The sequence below is a fragment of the Lysobacter enzymogenes genome, assembly GCF_900106525.1.
Classification (GTDB): domain Bacteria; phylum Pseudomonadota; class Gammaproteobacteria; order Xanthomonadales; family Xanthomonadaceae; genus Lysobacter; species Lysobacter enzymogenes.
Genome location: NZ_FNOG01000001.1, coordinates 13,357 through 31,773, shown reverse-complemented (window position 1 = coordinate 31,773; position 18,417 = coordinate 13,357). Strand labels below are relative to the sequence as shown.

Here is an 18,417-nt window from a genome sequence, read left to right as displayed (position 1 = left end):
GTTGGGCGGATTCGATGCGATGGGTGTAACAAGGGCAAGACAGGGGTAGTGCGAGTGGGCGACGACACGTCACTCGGGTCGATAGTCGAGCCCATCGGCACATAGCGGCTCGCGACCGCGGGCAAGCTTCACTCGCTCCCACAACACATCCGGTGTTCTGTTCTTCCAGACGCCATGCAGCAAATCTCGGAACTCCGGATCGTGCCGAGCCGTGTCCTCGATCCGCTCGATGAAGTAGTCGCCGAAGTGGGCGATCATGTCTTCCAGCGGCCCCGCGGCCAGAACGCCGAGCACCGGTCTAGGCGGCTTGCGAGCCAGCACGCCAATAACGAACTGCCACATTGTTTCGAAGCCGACGGTTTTTAGCGGAAACAGGGTGCGCTCATTGGCCCACCACAGCGGGTGGTCGGGCCCACACGAACCGTCGGGAGCCAGATTGATCTCGATGAAAGCGTCGATCCAGGTGTCGAGCGAAATTTGGGGATGCATGGATCAGGCGGCATGGCCGCGAGTCGGGAAAAGCAACGTTGAGCGCACGCATTCACCACCGGCTTTCAAAGCCGGCAGAACGGGCGGGAAGGGATCGTACCGACAGGAGGCGGGCTCGAAGGGCCCGCGGCGCCAGTGTGGCGCGAGAAGATGGCGCAGATCATAAGTCGTCGGTCGGCGAAATCAAGGCCCAGCGACGAAAGACAAGCCGCTGCGGTATCTAGCCAGCGACTCGGGCTTTCAAGAACACGTTGGCCCGGTGATAGTCCAAATAGCCGCGCTGCCCGTCGCTGAAACCTCGCAACTCCGCAGGCCTGCTCGGGTCGATGCCCATCTTCTCCAGCGACGACTTGTCCGCGACCGGCGAAATCAACACGTGGCCGTCATCTTCAAAGCTGAGAAAGCCGCGGTCGAATAGGTGATCCGCATCGGGCGTAAGCAGCAGTCCGTTCTCGCCGTCCAAACGCTCTTCGTTGTTCGCATCCCGCCAAGGCTTGCAGTGGCTGGCCCGCAGATGCTCGATCCGATCGACCCCGGTTAGCCGGCATCGACGCTCGATCCGCATCACCCGCTGCTTGAACAAACCTTGCCCACGACGGGCTTGGATCACGGCCTGCTTGGTCGTCTCCGCAAGCGCGGTGCTCGCACGCAGCTCAGCGAGCTGATGCTCCTCCCATTCGACCAAGCCCTGCTCCAGCGGCTTGTCATCGGCATCCGCGAGTTGCCGCCCTTGGATGATCGAATGCGCCGGCCGCCCGATCAGATCCGCAAGGGCCAGCGCAAAAGTTTCCGGCAGCAAGGTGAGGTAGACACTCTGCAAGCCATGACCGTTCGCTTGCAGCGGCGCGTAGCGCTTAGGCAGCAACGGCGCCAAACGCGCCATGTGCTCGCTGGGCTGCAACGGCCGCGTGAGCTCGTGGAAGCGGACATCGACCCGCCACCCCACCTGCTCCCAGTACGCCCCCACCTCACCGAACTCGTGAGGCTTAGGCGCCTCGTACCCGTGCGAGGCGATGATGCCGACGGCCTTCACTCCGCCACCGGCGAACGAGAACACCACATCGCCCGGCGCCACCTCCCGCATGTACTCATAGAAGGGGTTGCGGTGGCCGTTGGCCTTGCGTTTCGGCGACCACAAATAGCCGCCGGGCACCTCGTGCCCGTACGTCTTGTTCTGATTGACCCACCAGTAGCGCATCAGCAAATGATGCCCAATAAAGGCACACAGGAGAATCGTCTGCCGTTGATGGGTGGGAGGGGCCGCGTCGGGCGCAGATTTCTCTAGCTGTTGCGAGACGGAACAGCCTCAGAGTGGCTTCAATGCAGCAAAAAGCTTTATCGAAGTCCCTCTGAGCTGCTTCGGAAGCCGCGAGAGCTCCATCGATAAAGCTTTTTTGGACTCGCGTGAGTAAATTTTGGTCTCGCGCCGAGCAAATCTAGGCTCGCGCCGAGAAATTTGGGATTCGCATGAAGCAATTCGGGACTCACGTGAAGAAATTTCGGACTCACGTGAAGAAAATTTGCTGTCGCGTGGGCAAATTTCGAACTCGCATGAAGCAAATTTGCTCTCGCATGAGCAAGTTTCGGACTCGCGAGAGCTTATTTGGGCCGATCGAATCTCCGGACGGCCTTACGGGAAGCCGATCCGCCGCTCGCGAGACTGGCAGCGAGGCCGCGGCGGCGCACTCGCGAGTTAGGGGGCGGCCCCGACGCTCATCCGTCCGCGGCCAACCAGCGCGAACGGGCCTCGATCCATTGGCTAAAGCCCGCTCGTAGCAATCACAGAGGACGGAAGGCAGCGAACCGGGCAGACGACAGCCTGACCCTGCGCCGCCGGCGGCTCAAGCTCGAGCCAGCAACACCAGGTTAGCGTCATGCGCCAACCCCTCGGCGTCGTAGTGAAACAGCCCGACCGCATCGACCGAGATCATGCAGCCGCGGATCAGGTAGCCCCACTCCGCCGCGACATAACCGGACAGCGCGGTCTGCTCGGCGATCATGACCACGACGGTCCCTTGCGCCTCGCTGCCCCAGCGGACGCGGTCGCCCAGCCGAACCGGCGGGCCCGCGTGATAGTGCAGTGGCGTCATCGCCGGCGCGGTCTCAGGTGCCATCGGCCGAGTCTACGCGGCGGCACCCACCCGCCGCGGCGAACGCGCGACCGGCCCTAATCGCCCGCCCCGCCCGCCTGCGCCAGCCGGGCCTTGAGGTCGGCCACGGCCTTGCGCTGCTCGGACTTGGACAGCAGGCCCAGGGTCAGGATGGCCTCGGCCAGCACGTCGGTGTCGGCGTAGAGGAAGGCGAGCGGGACGCCCAGTGACTGCGCGATGCGGCGCGCGGTGGCCAGATCGGCGTCGTGGACGCCCTTTTCGTAGCGGTTGATGCGGACCGCGGCCGTTTCTTGCGGCAAACCCACAGACATGCCCAGCTCCTTCTGTGTGAGCCCGGCATCTTCCCTGGCTGCTTTCAGCCGCTGCGCAAAGATGGAGCGGGCGTCTACTTCGGTCTGGGCCATGCGCAAAGGATGGCTTCAAACCTCAGGAGCGTAAATTACGTTAAACGTAATTATTTGTCTATAGCCAGTGCCATATCGCTTTGCCTCAACGGTCAGCACAGTATGTGCAAGATCTCAAGACACTTGCTCATTTGTGATCCCAAATGGCACATGTACAGACGGCACGAGCGCGCTAGCCGCCCTTAGATGGCCAGACTGATCATCGAAGAAGATGTGAGGTCGCAGAACACCTAGCACCTTACCTTTTTCTATGCCTCCGAGGAAAAAAGCGTCGTTTGCCATGACGCCCCAGTTCTTCAACGTGTTGAGCGCCCTCTCATGAGATGGGGCATTCCTCGCAGTCACGATTGAAACCCGCAATCTATTCTTGTACTTCGGGTCCGAAATTTTCCTCTGCTCCTCAACAGATTGAATCTTTGAAATACGAACCAGGAATTCCTTCAACGGCCCAGGATTATGCGGCTGAGTGACATTCCGGACCTCATGAGCGTGAAACTGCGTCAAACCTTCGCTTTGCATCACCACTTCTGACTCATCACCTGCCAGAACACCGTCAAAGTCAAAAGCAATACGAAGGCTAGAATCCCCCTCGTCGTCTATGATTTTAGAATCTAGAACATGACCAGCCGGATAGCCGGATTTGATTGCCGAATCAACATCACTACGATTGCCCGACAAAAAAAGAGAGATATTCAAGGCGGGAATGTAGTCATAAGGCGACTTCCCCTGCATAAAGATAGCGCGAGTTATCTTTAGTCCGTAGTGCTCGATAGTTTTCATGACCCGTAATCCTGTATCCGGATCGTTTCTTGACAAAAGGACGACCTCAACCAGTGGATCATTGACTGGGTCAGCACTTAAATCATTAAGCGACAAAAGCCTCCGAACGAAAGAAAACGACATCCCCTTTGGCAATGGCGAGTCGAGATTTTTCTCCTGAAATTTCCGATAATGCTCTTCACCGTCCCTCTTAAAAACTGCATCTGACTCTGAAAGGTCAAATACAGCACTCGAAGAAACGCCAATCACTAGCCGACTCTCAAGGTCGTACGCCATTCGCCCTCCGTTGGCTAAAACAACCAACACTATGCGTTAAGTAAATATCGCAAACCTCTCCAGAAACTACAAAGCGAAAACGGACAACCCCTGTTTCTGAAAGCTTTTACGCATGACATTCAGATGTTTGTCAGCTCCAATTGTCGAACGCCTGTACGCCTCGAGCACTTTTTCATCCTTTAGCATCGCATTTATAGCCGACGCAAACATCGGCTTACATGCCAAGTGCAGGCAATAAGCATCTTCGATAAAGCCAGCGCGCCAATTAATTAAACACACTATATCTATCTCCTCAGCTCTACCTGTGACTCCAACCTCCATAAGTTGATTGTAAAGTTGAGCTAGATATTGCCACTGGGAAGAAAACCTCGCGTACAGCGCAACATACACGCCACCAACTATCGCCCCAAGCCAAGGAACCGTTTCCGACACCCTTTTTCGAAGCTCCTGAAAACTGAACTCTAGAATGCTATTTGGGTGGGATATCTCCGCGATAATTACCGCAAATGCGTACATAAATACAGAGACCCAAAATGTACGCAAAATTATTATCAATCCCCCGTTTGATCTAGATTGAAGCATCCACTCCCCACTGAGCACTAAAATACAGATCTCTAGCGCCTTCATCCCCCCTCCCGATCAAGCTTCTCGAGCAATCAGATGAATGGCACAACTTTCTGCGCCACCAAAAAGTCAACCATTAGTTCGGTGTGATGCTTTATAGACCAGCGCTTGGGCATGCCCAATCCAGGATAAGAATGCGGCTGATGGTAATCGGCCACACCGCGCGTGCTGAACCCTGAGATCGAGGGCAAAGCATAAGCTCGAAGCTGTTTCAACGCGTCGTCGTATTTCACATGGATGTGTGAAGTTATTGGCGTACCACTCGACACAAAATGATTGCAGACCAGCCCCTCTTGAATAAACTGCGTCAAATGCAAAGCGACGTGTGAGGCTTGCCCCCCACCAACTCTGTAGAAATCTCCGACAGGACCAAAGTCCCCAAAGCCGTTGTAGCCGGCTCCCGAGTACGAAGTCGCATAGTTATTAAAATACGAACGCGCGGGATAAGCGCCATTAGTCAATTGACGAACAAATCCGTCCGTCAAAATTACTTTTCCAGCGGAAAGAATTGGCGCAGGCGCACCAGGCAGCGCACTTGCCATGTATATATGGACGGGAGCGACAGAGAAGCCCGCCAAGTGAGCATGTATATTTCCGCCTATCCAGCCATCCCGGTGAACGATAACGCACCGTCTGGCAGAATATTTCGCTGTGAAATTCACCACTTCTACAGCAGGTGTATCAGCTTTTATCTCGATCCCCGGAAGAACAATTCCAGGATAATCAGCATCGATCCGCTCGATCAACGCCTCAGCAGAACCAATCGATACCGCTTGGTAGGCGTTTACCAGAAGACAAAATCTCTGCCCTAACTTTGCAATACCCTTCGCACGATTTATGAAATCCGTGTCGATAGCTATTAATTGAAAGATTGGCACAACCAAACCTGTCGATGCTATTCCCGGCGCCAGCTCCTTGATAGCAAAGACTTCATTCATCCGATTCCTTAGATACGGCCAGTACATTAACCACCCCGTAGTCCATTACTCGATCAAATGAAATCCCTCACGCTCTTGTCGAGGGCCTTTATTAACCCATTCCACTCCGAAACTTTTAACTTGTGCGAGTAAGCCGCAGCCCACAAAGAAGGAGGCAGCAAACGCATATCCTTTACTCGCTTACCGCTCAACTTCCGCTGCCGCAATATTTTCACAAATTGGGCGTGAAGATCATCAATCGGCATTGCATCAACAAATTCCAAAATTTTTCCATACGAAGACTGGTCAAAATGCGGCATAGAAAAGTCATCTAACAACTTCTCATATTCCACTCGATGCATACACGAAAATAATGATCGGGCATTGAGCAGATCAGACCGCCCTACAGCCTCTCTCACCACCTTTACTCGCCTGCGAGCAGAAATACTAGAAACCCCAACTTGCCAAGGCAATGACGCCAGAACAGCATCTATATGCTTCTCATCAACAACAAAGACAATCTTCTTAAAGCAAGAGAAATACTCTGAGACCTGCTTCTCTGCTTTGGTCAGATCATCCATTTCTGTTTTTATTTCATAAACAACTGCATCCCCATTGACGAGGACAAGATCAGCTCGACTCAGGCCAATTCTGAATTCACTATAGACCGCCATGGTATTGGGGCTATGAGTGCCTCGAACAATTTTTTCCACCAGAGTAGATTTATAGAAATATTCGCTTCTGTAGTCATCTGCCAGCCTTTTTTGAGCCCATGCGAATGCATCACGCACGGTCGCCTCATATAACCCGGCCCCTTGTAGATCTGACTCGATACTTTTTAAATACGAAGACTTCTGACTAGCGGCCAATTCCCTTATAACCGCCGCACTGAAAATTCTATTTATGTCGAAATTCTTCTTTTGTTCCATGCTATCCGACCTCTGACCTCCTGCAGCGAGGCCGCAGAACTGCGGGTTTAGCCGCCTGATCGCACACCGTCGAGAGCTAGAACCGTTAGCGCCATCAACTACGGCCAAAGGTAAGGCCGATGTCAGGAGATTGCACGCGATACGTGGTTCTAGTTCTAAACCGGCCAAAAAAATGGGCGGCCTATGGAGGCCGCCCAGGATAGAAACGGATGAACGTCATACCCCCAACGGATTCGGCTTCTCCACATCAATCTTGTACTGCTTGATCGCCCGAGCCACATCCTTCCCGGTCATCTTCCCTTCCGCCGCCAGCGCCGCAATGGCCGCGTGGGCGATGTAGTACCGATCAACCTCGAAGTGACGCCGCAGGTTCGCGCGCGTATCCGACCGCCCGAACCCATCGGTGCCGAGCACGGTGTACCGCATCGGCACGTAAGCCCGCACCTGCTCCGGATACACACGAATGTAGTCTGTCGCCGCGATCGCCGGCCCCTGACGCCCTTCCAGCAGCTCGGTGATGTACGGCTTGCGCGGGGTCTTCGCTTCCGGGTTGAAGCGATTGAAGCGCTCGCAGTCGGTCGCATCGCGCGCGAGTTCGTTGAAGCTCGGGCACGACCAGATGTCCGCGGTGACGCCGAAGTCCTTGTCCAGCAGTTCGGCCGCGGCGATGGCTTCGCGCAGGATGGTGCCGCTGCCCATCAGTTGCACGCGCAGTTCGCCCTTCTTGGGCTTGCCGGCGTCCTTGAGCAGGTACATGCCCTTGATGATGCCTTCGGCGGCGCCTTCGGGCATGTCGGGGTGCGGGTAGTTTTCGTTCATCAGGGTGAGGTACCAGTACTCATCCTGCTGTTCGGTCAGCATGCGCTGCATGCCGTGCTGGAACAGGGTCACGACCTCGTAGCTGAAGGTGGGGTCGTAGCTGCGGCAGTTCGGGATCAGGCCGGCCTGGACCATGCTGTGGCCGTCTTCGTGCTGCAGGCCTTCGCCGTTGAGGGTGGTGCGGCCGGCGGTGGCGCCGAGCAGGAAGCCGCGCGCGCGCATGTCCGCCGCTTGCCACGCGCTGTCGCCGATGCGCTGGAAGCCGAACATCGAGTAGTAGATGTACAGCGGCAGCATCTGCAGGTCGTTGGTGCTGTAGCTGGTGGCGGCCGCCAGCCACGACGCGAACGCGCCGGCTTCGGTGATGCCTTCTTCCAGCACCTGGCCGGTGACGTCTTCGCGGTAGTACATGAGCTGGTCGCGGTCGACCGGCTTGTACTTCTGGCCATGAGGGGCGTAGATGCCCAGTTGGCGGAACAGACCCTCCATGCCGAAGGTGCGCGCTTCATCCGCCACGATGGGCACCAGGCGCGGGCCGACCTGCTTGTCGCGCAACGCGATGTTGAGCGCCTGCACGAACGACATGGTGGTGCTGATCTCGCGCTCGCCGGTGCTCTTGAGCAGGCGGTCGTAAGTTTCGAGCTTAGGCGTTTCCAGCGAGGTGCTGGCCTTGCGCCGGCGCTGCGGCAGGTAGCCACCGAGGGCCTTGCGGCGCTCGTGCATGTATTCGATTTCCGGCGACTTTTCGCCGGGGTGGAAGAACGGCACGGCGCCGTCTTTCAGCTGTTCGTCGGTGACCGGGATGTTGAAGCGGTCGCGGAACAGACGGACGGCTTCGTCGTCCATCTTCTTGGTGCCGTGGGTCGGGTTCAGCGATTCGCCCGACGCGCCCATGCCGTAGCCCTTGACCGTCTTGGCCAGGATCACCGTCGGCATGCCCTTGGTGTTCACCGCCTCGTGGTAAGCGGCGTAGACCTTGTGCGGGTCGTGGCCGCCGCGGTTGAGGCGCCAGATGTCCTCGTCGGACAGGTTCGCGACCAGGGCGGCGGTTTCCGGGTACTTGCCGAAGAAATTGTCGCGGGTGTACTTGCCGCCGAAGGCCTTGCAGTTCTGGTATTCGCCGTCGACGGTTTCCATCATCAGCTGGCGCAGCTTGCCGGTGGTGTCGCGCGCCAGCAGCGGATCCCAGTAGCTGCCCCAGATGGTCTTGATGACGTTCCAGCCGGCGCCGCGGAACTGGCCTTCGAGTTCCTGGATGATCTTGCCGTTGCCGCGTACCGGGCCGTCGAGGCGCTGCAGGTTGCAGTTGACGACGAAGATCAGGTTGTCGAGGCCTTCGCGGCCGGCGACGGAGATCGCGCCAAGCGATTCGGGTTCGTCCGTCTCGCCGTCGCCGAGGAAGGCCCAGACCTTGCGGTCGGACTTCGGCATCAGGCCGCGGCCTTCGAGGTACTTCCAGTTGCGCGCCTGGTAGATCGCGCTGATCGGGCCCAGGCCCATCGACACGGTCGGGATCTGCCAGTAATCCGGCATCAGCCACGGGTGCGGGTACGAGCTGACGCCGCGGCCGTCGACTTCCATGCGGAAGTTGTCGATCTGCGATTCGCTGATGCGGCCTTCCAGGAACGAGCGCGAGTAGATGCCCGGCGAGCTGTGGCCCTGGATGCCGATGAGGTCGCCCGGGTGGTCGGCCGAGGGCGCGCGCCAGAAGTGGTTGAAGCCGACGTCGTACAGGGTGGCCGCGGACGCGAAGCTGGCGATGTGGCCGCCGAGGTCGCCGGGCTTGCGGTTGGCGCGCACGACCATGGCCATGGCGTTCCAGCGGATCAGCGAGCGGATCCGCCATTCCATCGCGGCGTCGCCGGGGCTCTTGGCCTCCAGGTGCGGCGGGATGGTGTTGATGTATTCGGTGGTGGGCTGGAACGGCAGGTGGGCGCCGGCGCGGCGGGTCACCTCGACCATGCCTTCGAGCAGCTGGTGGGCGCGCTCGGCGCCGTCGCGGGCGATGACCGCCTGAACGGATTCGACCCATTCCTGGGTTTCGGTCGGGTCGGGGTCGTTCTGCAGCAGGTCGTGCAGGGAGCTGGCAAGCGGCTGGTTCATCGATCTCGCGGCCCCGTGGCCGCGCCTCGTGGTGTGGGGGCGGATTAGAGCGTCGAGTCTAACAAACGGGGGGTGCGTGGCGGCTTGCTTTAGGTGGTCGGAGGGGTGGGATAGTCCGTTTTGGCTAGGGGGTTTGGGTGGGGGTTTGGTGGATACGCGGGCGTGTGGTTGGGGGCGCCGGCGGTTGTTGGTTCGCGGTCGCGGCTTGCGCCGCTCCTACAGGGGCCTGCGGATCGATCTGGGCTACCTGTAGGAGCGGCGCGAGCCGCGACCGCGCTGATTCGACGGCCGGCGCTACACCCCTACCCGGCGTAATCCGACCCGGCCGGACGGCTTTTCCCGATTTGGCGTCACCACCGTGCGGGCGACGCTGGCTTCATGGACGAATCGATGGCTCTCGCGCCGATTCGCGGCCACGCGGCCTTGCGCCGCGGCCGGGTGTCGGAGACGCAACGGATTTATCTGCTGACCTTCGCGACCGAGGGCCGTGCGGCATGGTTCGCGAGCGGGCCGTTGGCCGAGGCTGCGGTGGCGGCGTTGCTGGATCGACGCTCATGGCAGCAATCCACGCTGTTGGCCTGGGTGCTGATGCCGGATCACTGGCATGGGGTCGTCGAACTCGGGCCGGATGAATCGCTGTCGGCGTTGGTGCGGCAGCTCAAATGTTCGAGCTCGCGGCGGGTGCGGGCGGCGATGGGTGCGACGGTGCCTTGGGCGATTTGGGCTTCGGCCTATCACGACCGGGCGTTGCGCAAGGACGAGGGGTTGGTGGCGATGGCGAGGTATGTGGTGATGAATCCCGTGCGTGCTGGCTTGGTGGAGCGGGTGCGGGAATATCCTTATTGGGATGCGGTTTGGGCGCAGCGGAAGGTTGCGGTCCCGGCGGAAGGTTGCGCGGTCGCGGCTCGCGCCGCTCCTACAGGGGCTTCGGATGCCCCTGGGCTACCTGTAGGAGCGACGCAAGTCGCGACCGCGACAACCGAACTACGGCGAAACGATCCGTTCGCCGAGACGCCTCACGCCGGCGCACTGCGCAACAACACAATCCCACCCACGATCAACCCCACCCCACCCAACTTCAACGGCGTCAACGACTCCCCAAACAACATCGACCCGATCAACACCGTCCCCGCCGCGCCGATCCCGGTCCACACCGCATACGCCACGCCGACCGGCAACGCCGTCAACGCGCGCCCCAGCAGCCACACGAACGCACCCAGGGCGATCAGCGACACCGCGGTCCAGCCGGGCCGGGTGTAGCCGTTCGACAACTTCATGCTCAACGCCCAGGCCACATCGATCAGGCCGGCGGCGATCAGCATGATCCACGCGGTCCCGGCGCTCATGGCTTGGCGTCCTCGCGTTCGGCGCGCAGGGCTTCGCGGATGCTGGGGCGCTGGTCGAGGCGGGCGAGGTACGCGGCCAGGTGCGGGTACGGGGCCAGGTCGATCTTCAGCAGCTTGGTCCAGCCGGCGACGGTGTAGAGATAGGCGTCGGCGATGCCGAAGCGCTCGCCGAGGAACTCGCGGCCTTCCAGATGCCGGTCGACCAGCGCCAGGCGCGGCTGCAGGCGCTCGCCGGCGACGCGCACGGACGCCTCGCCGTATTCGGGATGGAACAGCCACGGGCTGAAGGTCTTGTGCAGTTCGGAGTTGATGTAGGTCAGCCACTGGTCCTGTTCGGCGCGTTCGAAGCTGCCGAGCGGGGCGCTGAGGCCGGCGGCCGGGTCCTGGTCGCCGAGGTAGCGCAGGATCGCCACGCCTTCGCGCAGCAGGCGGCCGTCGTCGAGTTCCAGCAAGGGGACGTAGCCGAGCGGGCTGAGTTCGCGGTAGTCGCGGTCCTCGCTCAGCACGCGGGCGTCGGCGCCCAGGCGCACGCGGCGCATTTCCAGCGGCAAGCCGAGCTCGCGGGCGACGATGTGCGGGGCGAAGGAGCAGGTGTACGGGGTGTAGTAGAGCTTCATGTGCTGGGGTCCGTGAGGAGATGGCGCTACTCTCCTCGTCCGGCCCGGCGCCTGGAATACGGCGCGCTTACAAGGATCGCTTGCGTATGCGGCAAACCGCCCGCCTGTCGTTGGAAGACTTCGAACTGCTGCGCGCGATCGGCGCGCACGGCAGCCTCAGCGGCGCGGCCAAGGCGCTGGCGCTGGATCACTCCAGCGCGTTCCGCCGGCTCGGCGCGATCGAGGCGCGCGCGGGCACGCCGCTGTTTCGGCGCAGCCGCACCGGTTACACCGCCACCGAAGCCGGCGCGGTCGCCATCGAAGGCGCGCAGCGGATTCTCGACGACGCCGATCAGTTGCAGCGGCAGTTGGCCGGACGCGATGCGCGCGGCGGGGCGCGGCTGCGGATCACGATTCCGGACACGCTGGCCGAGGTGGCGGCGCGGTTGTGCGCGGCGTTCACCGCGGCGCATCCGCAGATCGGCTGCGATCTGTCGGTGTCCAATGCGTTCGTCAATCTGCAGCAGCCCGAGGCGGATGTGGCGCTGCGGGCGTGCGCGTTAATGCCGAACGGGTTATCGGTGCGACGAGTCGGATCGATCGCGACGGCGGTGTATGCGGCCAGCGGCGCGAAAGTCGGCAAGCGCGAGGCATTGAACGAGGGCGTGTGGGTCGGGTTCGACGACAACCTGTCGCATCTGTCCTCAGCGCTGTGGCTGCGCGCGAACGTGGACGAGGCGCGGATCGCGATGCGGGTGAATTCGTTGCCGGCGGCGTTGGCGGCGTGCAAGGCGGGCGTGGGGCGGGCGTTGTTGCCGTGCTACTTCGCCGATGCGGCCGGTGGGGTGAAGCGGGTGTCGCAAGCGTTGGCGGAGGTGCCGACGGAGTTGTGGTTTGCGATCCATCCGGATTTGCGCAGGTCGGCGCGGGTGCGGGCGTTGCGGGAGTTCGCGTTGGCGTGGCTACCGAAGGAGATGGCGCTGACCTGAGCCGGCTTTGCTCTTGTGGGAGGGCCTTCAGGCCCGATGCTTTTGTCTCAGATCGCCGCGACCTGAGCGAAGAGCATCGGGCCTGAAGGCCCTCCCACAAGAGCGGCTTTCGACGTAGTTGAATTGGCGCGGTCGCGACTTGCGTCGCTCCTACAGGTAGCCCAGACCGATCCGCAGCCCCTGTAGGAGCGACGCAAGTCGCGACCGCGAACCCGCAGCTACGACGCAGGCCCCGAAGCGCCCATCTCTTCATCCAGCCAACGCAAAAACGCCTTCACCGGCGGATGCCGCTCGCGCCCCGGCACGCACAACACGTGATACGTCTCGCCAGGCACCACGATCTCCGGCCGGTACGGCTCCAACAACCCGCGCGCCAGGTTGCCGGCGACCACCACCGAACTCGCCAGCACCAGCCCCTGCCCCGCGCCGGCGGCGTACATCGCGTAATGCTCTTCGTCGTAAGCGCGCACCGTCGGCGCGCGCTGGGTCCAATCCACGCCGGCGAGTTCGCACCACGCATCCCAGGTGCGGCAATACAGCTGCGAATCGCCCCACTCCACCGTGATCAAGGTCGGCGGCGATTTCGCCGCTTCGATCTGCGTCTGCCCCGGCGCGCCGTACACGCCGAAGAACTCGCGCAGGCCGCCGTGCCGGTGCAGGCCCGCCGGCACCGCACCGCCATAGCGGATGGCGAGGTCGACGCCGGCGTTTTGTTCCAGGTCCACGACCTGCGCGCTGGTGTCGATGCGCACGGCGATGTCTGGGTGGCGCGCGTAGAAGCGGCCCAGGCGCGGCACCAGCCACAGCGCGGCGAACGAGGTCGAGGTGGTCACGGTCAGGCAGCCGCTGTCGGGCCGCGGCCGCAGCGCGGCGACGGATTGGCCGATGTCGAGCAAGGCGCCGTGCACGTCGCGGAACAAGCGGCGGCCGTCGTCGGTGAGGGCGACGCCGCGCGGCTGGCGCTGGAACAGCGACCGGCCGAGCCAGCTTTCGAGCTGGCGGATCTGGTGCGAGACCGCGGTCGGGGTGACGTGCAGTTCTTCGGCCGCGGCCTTGAAGCTGGCCAGGCGCGCGGCGGCTTCGAAGCTGCGCAGGGCGGTCAGGGGGAGCTCGGCGAACATCGGTCAGGCCTGAATCTGGCTCATGCCGGATCAATTATGGTCATTTGAGCCAGCCGGTGGCGAGAAATAGATTCATCTCAGCCCTCTACCCGACAGCCACCTGGATGACCGCCGACCGCCCCTACCGCCTGCTGATCCTCGTCGCCAGCCCGCGCCGCAACGGCAACAGCGCCGTGCTCGCGCAAGCCGCCCTGCGCGGTGCGCAGGCGGCGGGGCTCGACGCCTCGCTGCATTTCGCCGACGACCTGATGCAGACCTTTCTGCGCGACTGCCGCGACTGCCGCGACGAGCACGGCCGCTGCCGCATCGACGACGGCTACGCCGATTTCTTCTTCGAGCATTTCCTCGACGCCGACGGGTTCGCGCTGGCCTCGCCGGTGTACTGGTACGGCATGTCGGCACAGGCCAAGGCCTTCTTCGACCGCATGTTCTGCTATGTGGCGCGCAGTTATCCGGATTCGCAGCGGGTGCGCGAGCGCATCCAGGGCAAGCGGGTGGCGTTGCTGACGGCGTCGGAGGAGATGTATCCGACCATCGCGCTGAGCCTGGTCAACCAGATGCAGGAGTACGCGCGCTACACCCATTCGCAGTTCGTCGGCGCGGTGCATGGGCAGGGCGACCGGCGCGGGTCGGTGGCGGAAGACCGGCACGGGGCGATGGCGGCGGCCGAGGCGCTGGGGCGGCAGTTCTTCGAGCGGCCGCATGCGGATTACCGCGTGGATTCGGTGCGGTGAGGGGTTGAGAAGCAGTTGCGTCGTGGGTGGAGTGTCGCGGTCGCGACTCGCGTCGCTCCTACAGGTAGCCCAGATCGATCCGAAGCCCCTGTAGGAGCGACGCGAGTCGCGACCGCGCCGCTTCGCCTACGACGCAACCCACAGCCACGCGCTCATCGCGGCCAGATCTGCCGCTCTTCGCTTTCCTCTACGGCCACCCAATCCAGCTCGGCCGCGATGCGACACGCCAGTGCTTCGTACCAATCCGGCGGGCCGCCGTCGCCACACAGCAGTTCGACGAGGTCGATCCGCTCCGGCGCCGCGGCCCCGACAGCATAGGAGTAACCGCCGCCCGGGCCGGTTTCGGCAACGATGACCCGCAGCCACGGCTGGCCGGCGGCGCTCTCGAATTCGTAGGGTTTGATGCGGCGCAGCTCCGGCTGCGCGGCGAGGTAGTCGATGACCGGCTGCGCCGGGATCGATTCGGGACGCGGCGGCGGCGGGTACAACGTCAGGTACCAGGTCATGCCTCAAGTCCTTGGCGCAGGCGACGACCGCTCTCTGTAGGAGCGACGCGAGTCGCGACCGCGAAACCTCAGATACGTCGTATGCGCGATGTCGCGGTCGCGGCTCGCGCCGCTCCTACAGGTAGATGGCGCGCATCGCGGCGAACTGAGACGAAAGCATCGGGCCTGAAGGCCCTCCCACCTCAGCGCAGGCCGAACCACGCGCGCGGCAGCAGCAGCTTCAACGCGCGCTCGGCGCTCTTGCGGCGCAGGCCGCGCTGCCCCAGGCCGCGCAGCATCGGGCCGAGCCAGCGCCAGCGCGGATGCAGCAGGATCGCTTCGCGCGCGTCGGCTTCGATGCGGTACATCGCCAGCACCTGTTCGGCCAGGCGGCGCTTGCTGCGCGGCAGTTCCGGCATCTTGCGCAGGCAGGCTTCCAGGTCGTCGGCGGTGCCGCGGTAGAACTGCACGGTGCGTTCGTAGCGGCGGCGGGTGGCCAGCGCGCGCGGTTCGTCGCGGGCGAACACGGTGCCGCTGACGCTGCCGGGGTGGCGGCGGTACTGGATCAGCGGCTGGCGCAGGTTCAAGGACTGGCCGAGCAAGGCCCCGCGCAGGCTCAGCGCGTTGTCCTCGATCGGGCCCAGCAGCGGGCCGAAACGGTCGAAGACCTCGCGCCGGAACGCCATGGTCGCGCCGAGCAGGCCGATCAGCCGGCCGATGCGCACGTAGTACTCGAATTCGTAGCGCTCCGGGCGCTGGCGGAAGCTGACCTGGATCGGTTCGCCGCGGCTGCCGATGCCGTCGAAGTCGCTGCCCAGCACCTTGGCGTGCGGGTGGTCGTCGAAGGCGCGCACGATGGTCGCCACCCGCTCGGGGTAGGCGATGTCGTCGCCGGCCATCATCACGATGATCTCGCCGCGGGCCAGCGGCATCACGTCGTTGAAGTGGGCGGACACGCCGAGGTTGCGTTCGGTCCTGCGGATATGGACCCAGTGCGGGCCGCGATAGGCCGCGATCATTTCTTCGGCGATTTCGAAGGTGCCGTCGCCGGAACAGTCGTTGGAGACGATGATTTCGCAGGGCACGGTCTGGGCGAAGGCGCTGTCGAGCGCGGCGCGGATGTAGTCCGCGTCGCGGAAGCACAGCAGCAGGATGCTGACCCGCGGCCGGGGTTCGGCCACGGTTTCCAGCGCCGGCAGCGGGGTCACCGCTGGCAGCTCGTTCAGTACTGCGTTCAGTTCGCCCCCTTCGCCCGACCGCCCATCCGGTCAGGCTCCGCCCAGCTCGGCCAAGCCCTTGCGACCGGATTCTCGCGCCGAGCGGATCTGCGCGTCTACCGCGGCGATGGCGGTCATGTTGACCACTCGTCGGGGGGTCGAGGCCGGGGTCAGGACGTGGGCCGGCTTGTCCAGGCCCATCAGGATCGGGCCGATGGCCACGCCGTCGGTCATCACCCGCACCATGTTGTAGGTGATGTTGGCCGCGTCCAGGTTCGGCATCACGAACAGGTTGGCGCGGCCGTGCAGGGTCGCGTTGGGGAAGATGCGCTTGCGCAGGATGTCGTCCCAGGCGGTGTCGGCCTGCATTTCGCCGTCCATCTCCAGCTTGGGCATGCGCTGCTGGATGATCTGGCGGACCTTGCGCATCTTCGCCGCCGACGGGTTGTCGTGGCTGCCGTAGTTGGAGTGCGACAGCAGCGCCACCTTCGGCTCGATGCCGAACAGGCGCAGGCGGTAGGTGGCCTGCAGGGTGGCTTCGGCGATCTGCTCGGCGGTCGGGTCGACCTGCACGTGGGTGTCGAGGAAGAACCACGCGCCCTGGTCGTTGATCACGCCGGTCATCGCCGAGGTGCCGGACACGCCGGGGTCGAAGTCGAAGATGCTACGCATGTAGCCCAGCTTCTTGTGAAAGCGGCCGACCAGGCCCGAGATCATCGCGTCGGCTTCGCCGCGCTCGACCATCAGCGCCGCGATCAGGGTCGGGCGCGAACGCAGCAGGTTCTTGGCCGCCGCCGGGGTCACGCCGCGGCGCTCGGTCAGCGCGTGGTACTGCTGCCAGTAGTCGTTGAAGCGCGGATCGTCGTTGATGTTGGTCAACTCGAAGTCCACGCCCTCGCGCATGCGCAGGCCCAGACGCTTGATCCGGGTGTCGATGACGTCGGGGCGGCCGATCAGGATCGGGAACGCCAGTTCCTCGTCGATCACCGTCTGCACCGCGCGCAGCACGGTCTCTTCCTCGCCTTCGGCGTAGACCACGCGCTTGCGGTCGGCGCGGGCGCGGTCGTACACCGGCTTCATCAGCAGGCCGGTGCGGTAGATGTACTGGCTGAGCTTTTCCTCGTAGGCGTCCATGTCGACGATCGGACGCGCGGCCACGCCGGACTCCATCGCCGCCTTGGCCACGGCCGGGGCCAGCATCACCAGCAGGCGCGGGTCGAACGGGCGCGGGATCAGGTACTCGGGACCGAACGTGGGGACGTCCCCGCCGTAGGCGCTGCCGAGGTCGGACGATTCCATCCGCGCCAGCGCCGCGATCGCGCGCACGCAGGCCAGCTTCATGTCCTCGTTGATCACCGTCGCGCCGACGTCGAGCGCGCCGCGGAAGATGTAGGGGAAGCACAGCGCGTTGTTGACCTGGTTCGGGTAGTCCGAACGGCCGGTGGCGACGATGCAGTCCGGACGCACGGCCTTGGCGTCTTCCGGCAGGATTTCCGGATACGGGTTGGCCAGCGCCAGGATGATCGGCTTGTCGGCCATGGTCGCGACCATCTCCGGCTTGAGCACGCCGCCGGCGGACAGGCCGAGGAAGATGTCGGCGCCGGCGACGATGTCGGCCAGGGTGCGCTTGTCGGTGTCGCGCGCGTAGCGCTCCTTGTCCGGGTCCATCTTGCCGCGGCCGGTGTAGAGCACGCCGTCGCGGTCCACCGCGAGGATGTTCTCGGGCTTCAAACCCAGGGCCACCAGCATGTCCAGGCAGGCGATGCCGGCCGCGCCGGCGCCGCTGGTGGCCAGCTTCACCTGGCCGATGTCCTTGCCGACGATCTCCAGCGCGTTGAGCACGGCCGAACCGACGATGATCGCGGTGCCGTGCTGGTCGTCGTGGAACACCGGGATCTTCATCCGCTCGCGCAGCTTGCGCTCGACGATGAAGCACTCCGGCGCCTTGATGTCTTCGAGGTTGATGCCGCCGAAGGTCGGTTCGAGCGAGGCGATGATGTCGACCAGCTTGTCGGGATCGCGCTCGTCGATCTCGATGTCGAACACGTCGATGCCGGCGAACTTCTGGAACAGCACGCCCTTGCCTTCCATCACCGGCTTGCCGGCGAGCGGGCCGATGTCGCCCAGGCCCAGCACCGCGGTGCCGTTGCTGATGACCGCGACGAGGTTGCCGCGCGCGGTGAGCTCGCTGGCGGTGTTGGGATCCTCGACGATGGCCTCGCAGGCGTAGGCCACGCCCGGCGAGTAGGCCAGGGCCAGGTCGCGCTGGGTGACCATCGGCTTGGTCGCGGTGACCTTGATCTTGCCCGGCGGGCTGAGGCGGTGGTAGTCGAGCGCGGCGGTTTTCAGATCGTTGTCGGACATCGCAAAGGCAGCCGTGGCAAGGGGCGCGAAAGTGGATTGGATCAGCAGTCTAATGGATGCACCGGACGGATTCGCGCGGCCGACGGTACCTGTTCATTAGTACTTTGGAGTTG

General features: G+C 63.0%; 19 protein-coding genes and 1 pseudogene. 4 read left to right on the top strand and 16 right to left on the bottom strand.

What is annotated here, in order from left to right; genetic code table 11:
• Positions 1-69 precede the first annotated feature (69 nt).
• The 8 genes from BLU84_RS00130 to aceE form a co-directional block, all read right to left on the bottom strand.
• Entirely contained in the window at positions 70-489 is a 420-nt protein-coding gene (locus BLU84_RS00130) for a DUF6869 domain-containing protein (RefSeq protein WP_074861580.1), read from the bottom strand.
• A gap of 220 nt (positions 490-709) precedes the next feature.
• Positions 710-1,687, bottom strand: a complete 978-nt coding sequence (locus BLU84_RS00125; protein WP_074861579.1) for an HNH endonuclease — start codon at positions 1,685-1,687, stop codon at positions 710-712.
• 643 nt (positions 1,688-2,330) lie between these two features.
• A complete protein-coding gene (locus BLU84_RS00120) occupies positions 2,331-2,579 on the bottom strand; it encodes a hypothetical protein (protein ID WP_139174473.1) in 249 nt (82 codons plus the stop codon).
• A 77-nt stretch (positions 2,580-2,656) separates the two neighbouring features.
• Positions 2,657-3,004 (bottom strand): helix-turn-helix transcriptional regulator, encoded by a 348-nt coding sequence (locus BLU84_RS00115; RefSeq protein WP_074861577.1) that lies wholly within the window; start codon positions 3,002-3,004, stop codon positions 2,657-2,659.
• A gap of 114 nt (positions 3,005-3,118) precedes the next feature.
• Positions 3,119-4,060: a 5'-nucleotidase gene (locus tag BLU84_RS00110; RefSeq protein ID WP_074861576.1), complete on the bottom strand. Its 942-nt coding sequence runs from the start codon at positions 4,058-4,060 to the stop codon at positions 3,119-3,121.
• Positions 4,061-4,716: 656 nt separating this feature from the next.
• Positions 4,717-5,649 carry a sce7725 family protein gene (locus BLU84_RS25985; protein WP_139174471.1) on the bottom strand — a complete coding sequence of 311 codons (933 nt, stop codon included), beginning with the start codon at positions 5,647-5,649 and terminating at the stop codon, positions 4,717-4,719.
• A 26-nt stretch (positions 5,650-5,675) separates the two neighbouring features.
• On the bottom strand, positions 5,676-6,530 hold the full coding sequence (locus tag BLU84_RS25980) for a sce7726 family protein (protein ID WP_139174469.1): 855 nt from the start codon (positions 6,528-6,530) through the stop codon (positions 5,676-5,678).
• Between the two features lie 216 nt (positions 6,531-6,746).
• Positions 6,747-9,452 (bottom strand): pyruvate dehydrogenase (acetyl-transferring), homodimeric type, encoded by a 2,706-nt coding sequence (aceE, locus tag BLU84_RS00105; protein WP_074861575.1) that lies wholly within the window; start codon positions 9,450-9,452, stop codon positions 6,747-6,749.
• Between the two features lie 378 nt (positions 9,453-9,830).
• Here aceE and BLU84_RS28055 point away from each other — a divergent pair.
• Positions 9,831-10,286, top strand: a pseudogene (locus BLU84_RS28055) (REP-associated tyrosine transposase); the annotation flags it as partial.
• A 182-nt stretch (positions 10,287-10,468) separates the two neighbouring features.
• Here the strand turns inward: BLU84_RS28055 and BLU84_RS28050 are convergent.
• Together BLU84_RS28050 and BLU84_RS00090 are read right to left on the bottom strand one after the other, a co-directional pair.
• Positions 10,469-10,729 (bottom strand): DMT family transporter, encoded by a 261-nt coding sequence (locus BLU84_RS28050; RefSeq protein WP_233431058.1) that lies wholly within the window; start codon positions 10,727-10,729, stop codon positions 10,469-10,471.
• 65 nt (positions 10,730-10,794) lie between these two features.
• Positions 10,795-11,415, bottom strand: a complete 621-nt coding sequence (locus BLU84_RS00090; RefSeq protein ID WP_074861572.1) for a glutathione S-transferase C-terminal domain-containing protein — start codon at positions 11,413-11,415, stop codon at positions 10,795-10,797.
• An 86-nt stretch (positions 11,416-11,501) separates the two neighbouring features.
• Here BLU84_RS00090 and BLU84_RS00085 point away from each other — a divergent pair, with 86 nt between their 5' ends.
• On the top strand, positions 11,502-12,383 hold the full coding sequence (locus BLU84_RS00085) for a LysR family transcriptional regulator (RefSeq protein ID WP_074861571.1): 882 nt from the start codon (positions 11,502-11,504) through the stop codon (positions 12,381-12,383).
• A gap of 15 nt (positions 12,384-12,398) precedes the next feature.
• Positions 12,399-12,449, top strand: coding sequence for a DUF6053 domain-containing protein (locus tag BLU84_RS28990; RefSeq protein WP_484502527.1), 51 nt, complete (start codon positions 12,399-12,401; stop codon positions 12,447-12,449).
• On the opposite strand, the gene BLU84_RS28045 is transcribed toward BLU84_RS28990, so the two are convergent.
• Positions 12,431-12,481, bottom strand: a complete 51-nt coding sequence (locus BLU84_RS28045; protein WP_425479309.1) for a DUF6053 domain-containing protein — start codon at positions 12,479-12,481, stop codon at positions 12,431-12,433. The two genes, BLU84_RS28990 and BLU84_RS28045, sit on opposite strands and share 19 nt — an antisense overlap.
• 120 nt (positions 12,482-12,601) lie before the next feature.
• On the bottom strand, positions 12,602-13,504 hold the full coding sequence (locus BLU84_RS00080) for a LysR family transcriptional regulator (protein WP_074861570.1): 903 nt from the start codon (positions 13,502-13,504) through the stop codon (positions 12,602-12,604).
• Between the two features lie 104 nt (positions 13,505-13,608).
• Between BLU84_RS00080 and BLU84_RS00075 the strand changes: the two genes are divergently transcribed.
• Positions 13,609-14,238 (top strand): flavodoxin family protein, encoded by a 630-nt coding sequence (locus BLU84_RS00075; RefSeq protein WP_074861569.1) that lies wholly within the window; start codon positions 13,609-13,611, stop codon positions 14,236-14,238.
• 152 nt (positions 14,239-14,390) lie between these two features.
• Here BLU84_RS00075 and BLU84_RS00070 read toward each other — a convergent pair whose 3' ends face one another.
• From BLU84_RS00070 to BLU84_RS00060, 4 genes are all read right to left on the bottom strand, one after another.
• The gene (locus BLU84_RS00070; RefSeq protein ID WP_074861568.1) at positions 14,391-14,744 is read right to left on the bottom strand and encodes a hypothetical protein; all 354 of its coding nucleotides are present in this window, start codon (positions 14,742-14,744) and stop codon (positions 14,391-14,393) included.
• Positions 14,745-14,859: 115 nt separating this feature from the next.
• Positions 14,860-14,925, bottom strand: a complete 66-nt coding sequence (locus BLU84_RS28040) for a DUF6053 domain-containing protein (protein ID WP_425479308.1) — start codon at positions 14,923-14,925, stop codon at positions 14,860-14,862.
• Between the two features lies 1 nt (position 14,926).
• Positions 14,927-15,931, bottom strand: a complete 1,005-nt coding sequence (locus BLU84_RS00065; protein WP_074861567.1) for a glycosyltransferase — start codon at positions 15,929-15,931, stop codon at positions 14,927-14,929.
• A 60-nt stretch (positions 15,932-15,991) separates the two neighbouring features.
• A complete protein-coding gene (locus tag BLU84_RS00060; RefSeq protein ID WP_074861566.1) occupies positions 15,992-18,304 on the bottom strand; it encodes an NADP-dependent malic enzyme in 2,313 nt (770 codons plus the stop codon).
• Positions 18,305-18,417 lie beyond the last annotated feature (113 nt).

What these genes read in the sequence shown, in the direction of transcription:
- BLU84_RS00130 (WP_074861580.1), bottom strand. Translation starts at nt 489, where the DNA reads ATGCATCCCCAAATTTCGCTCGACACCTGGATCGACGCTTTCATCGAG.
- BLU84_RS00125 (WP_074861579.1), bottom strand. Translation starts at nt 1,687, where the DNA reads ATGCGCTACTGGTGGGTCAATCAGAACAAGACGTACGGGCACGAGGTG.
- BLU84_RS00120 (WP_139174473.1), bottom strand. Translation starts at nt 2,579, where the DNA reads ATGACGCCACTGCACTATCACGCGGGCCCGCCGGTTCGGCTGGGCGAC.
- BLU84_RS00115 (WP_074861577.1), bottom strand. Translation starts at nt 3,004, where the DNA reads ATGGCCCAGACCGAAGTAGACGCCCGCTCCATCTTTGCGCAGCGGCTG.
- BLU84_RS00110 (WP_074861576.1), bottom strand. Translation starts at nt 4,060, where the DNA reads ATGGCGTACGACCTTGAGAGTCGGCTAGTGATTGGCGTTTCTTCGAGT.
- BLU84_RS25985 (WP_139174471.1), bottom strand. Translation starts at nt 5,649, where the DNA reads ATGTACTGGCCGTATCTAAGGAATCGGATGAATGAAGTCTTTGCTATC.
- BLU84_RS25980 (WP_139174469.1), bottom strand. Translation starts at nt 6,530, where the DNA reads ATGGAACAAAAGAAGAATTTCGACATAAATAGAATTTTCAGTGCGGCG.
- aceE (WP_074861575.1), bottom strand. Translation starts at nt 9,452, where the DNA reads ATGAACCAGCCGCTTGCCAGCTCCCTGCACGACCTGCTGCAGAACGAC.
- BLU84_RS28050 (WP_233431058.1), bottom strand. Translation starts at nt 10,729, where the DNA reads ATGAAGTTGTCGAACGGCTACACCCGGCCCGGCTGGACCGCGGTGTCG.
- BLU84_RS00090 (WP_074861572.1), bottom strand. Translation starts at nt 11,415, where the DNA reads ATGAAGCTCTACTACACCCCGTACACCTGCTCCTTCGCCCCGCACATC.
- BLU84_RS00085 (WP_074861571.1), top strand. Translation starts at nt 11,502, where the DNA reads ATGCGGCAAACCGCCCGCCTGTCGTTGGAAGACTTCGAACTGCTGCGC.
- BLU84_RS00080 (WP_074861570.1), bottom strand. Translation starts at nt 13,504, where the DNA reads ATGTTCGCCGAGCTCCCCCTGACCGCCCTGCGCAGCTTCGAAGCCGCC.
- BLU84_RS00075 (WP_074861569.1), top strand. Translation starts at nt 13,609, where the DNA reads ATGACCGCCGACCGCCCCTACCGCCTGCTGATCCTCGTCGCCAGCCCG.
- BLU84_RS00070 (WP_074861568.1), bottom strand. Translation starts at nt 14,744, where the DNA reads ATGACCTGGTACCTGACGTTGTACCCGCCGCCGCCGCGTCCCGAATCG.
- BLU84_RS00060 (WP_074861566.1), bottom strand. Translation starts at nt 18,304, where the DNA reads ATGTCCGACAACGATCTGAAAACCGCCGCGCTCGACTACCACCGCCTC.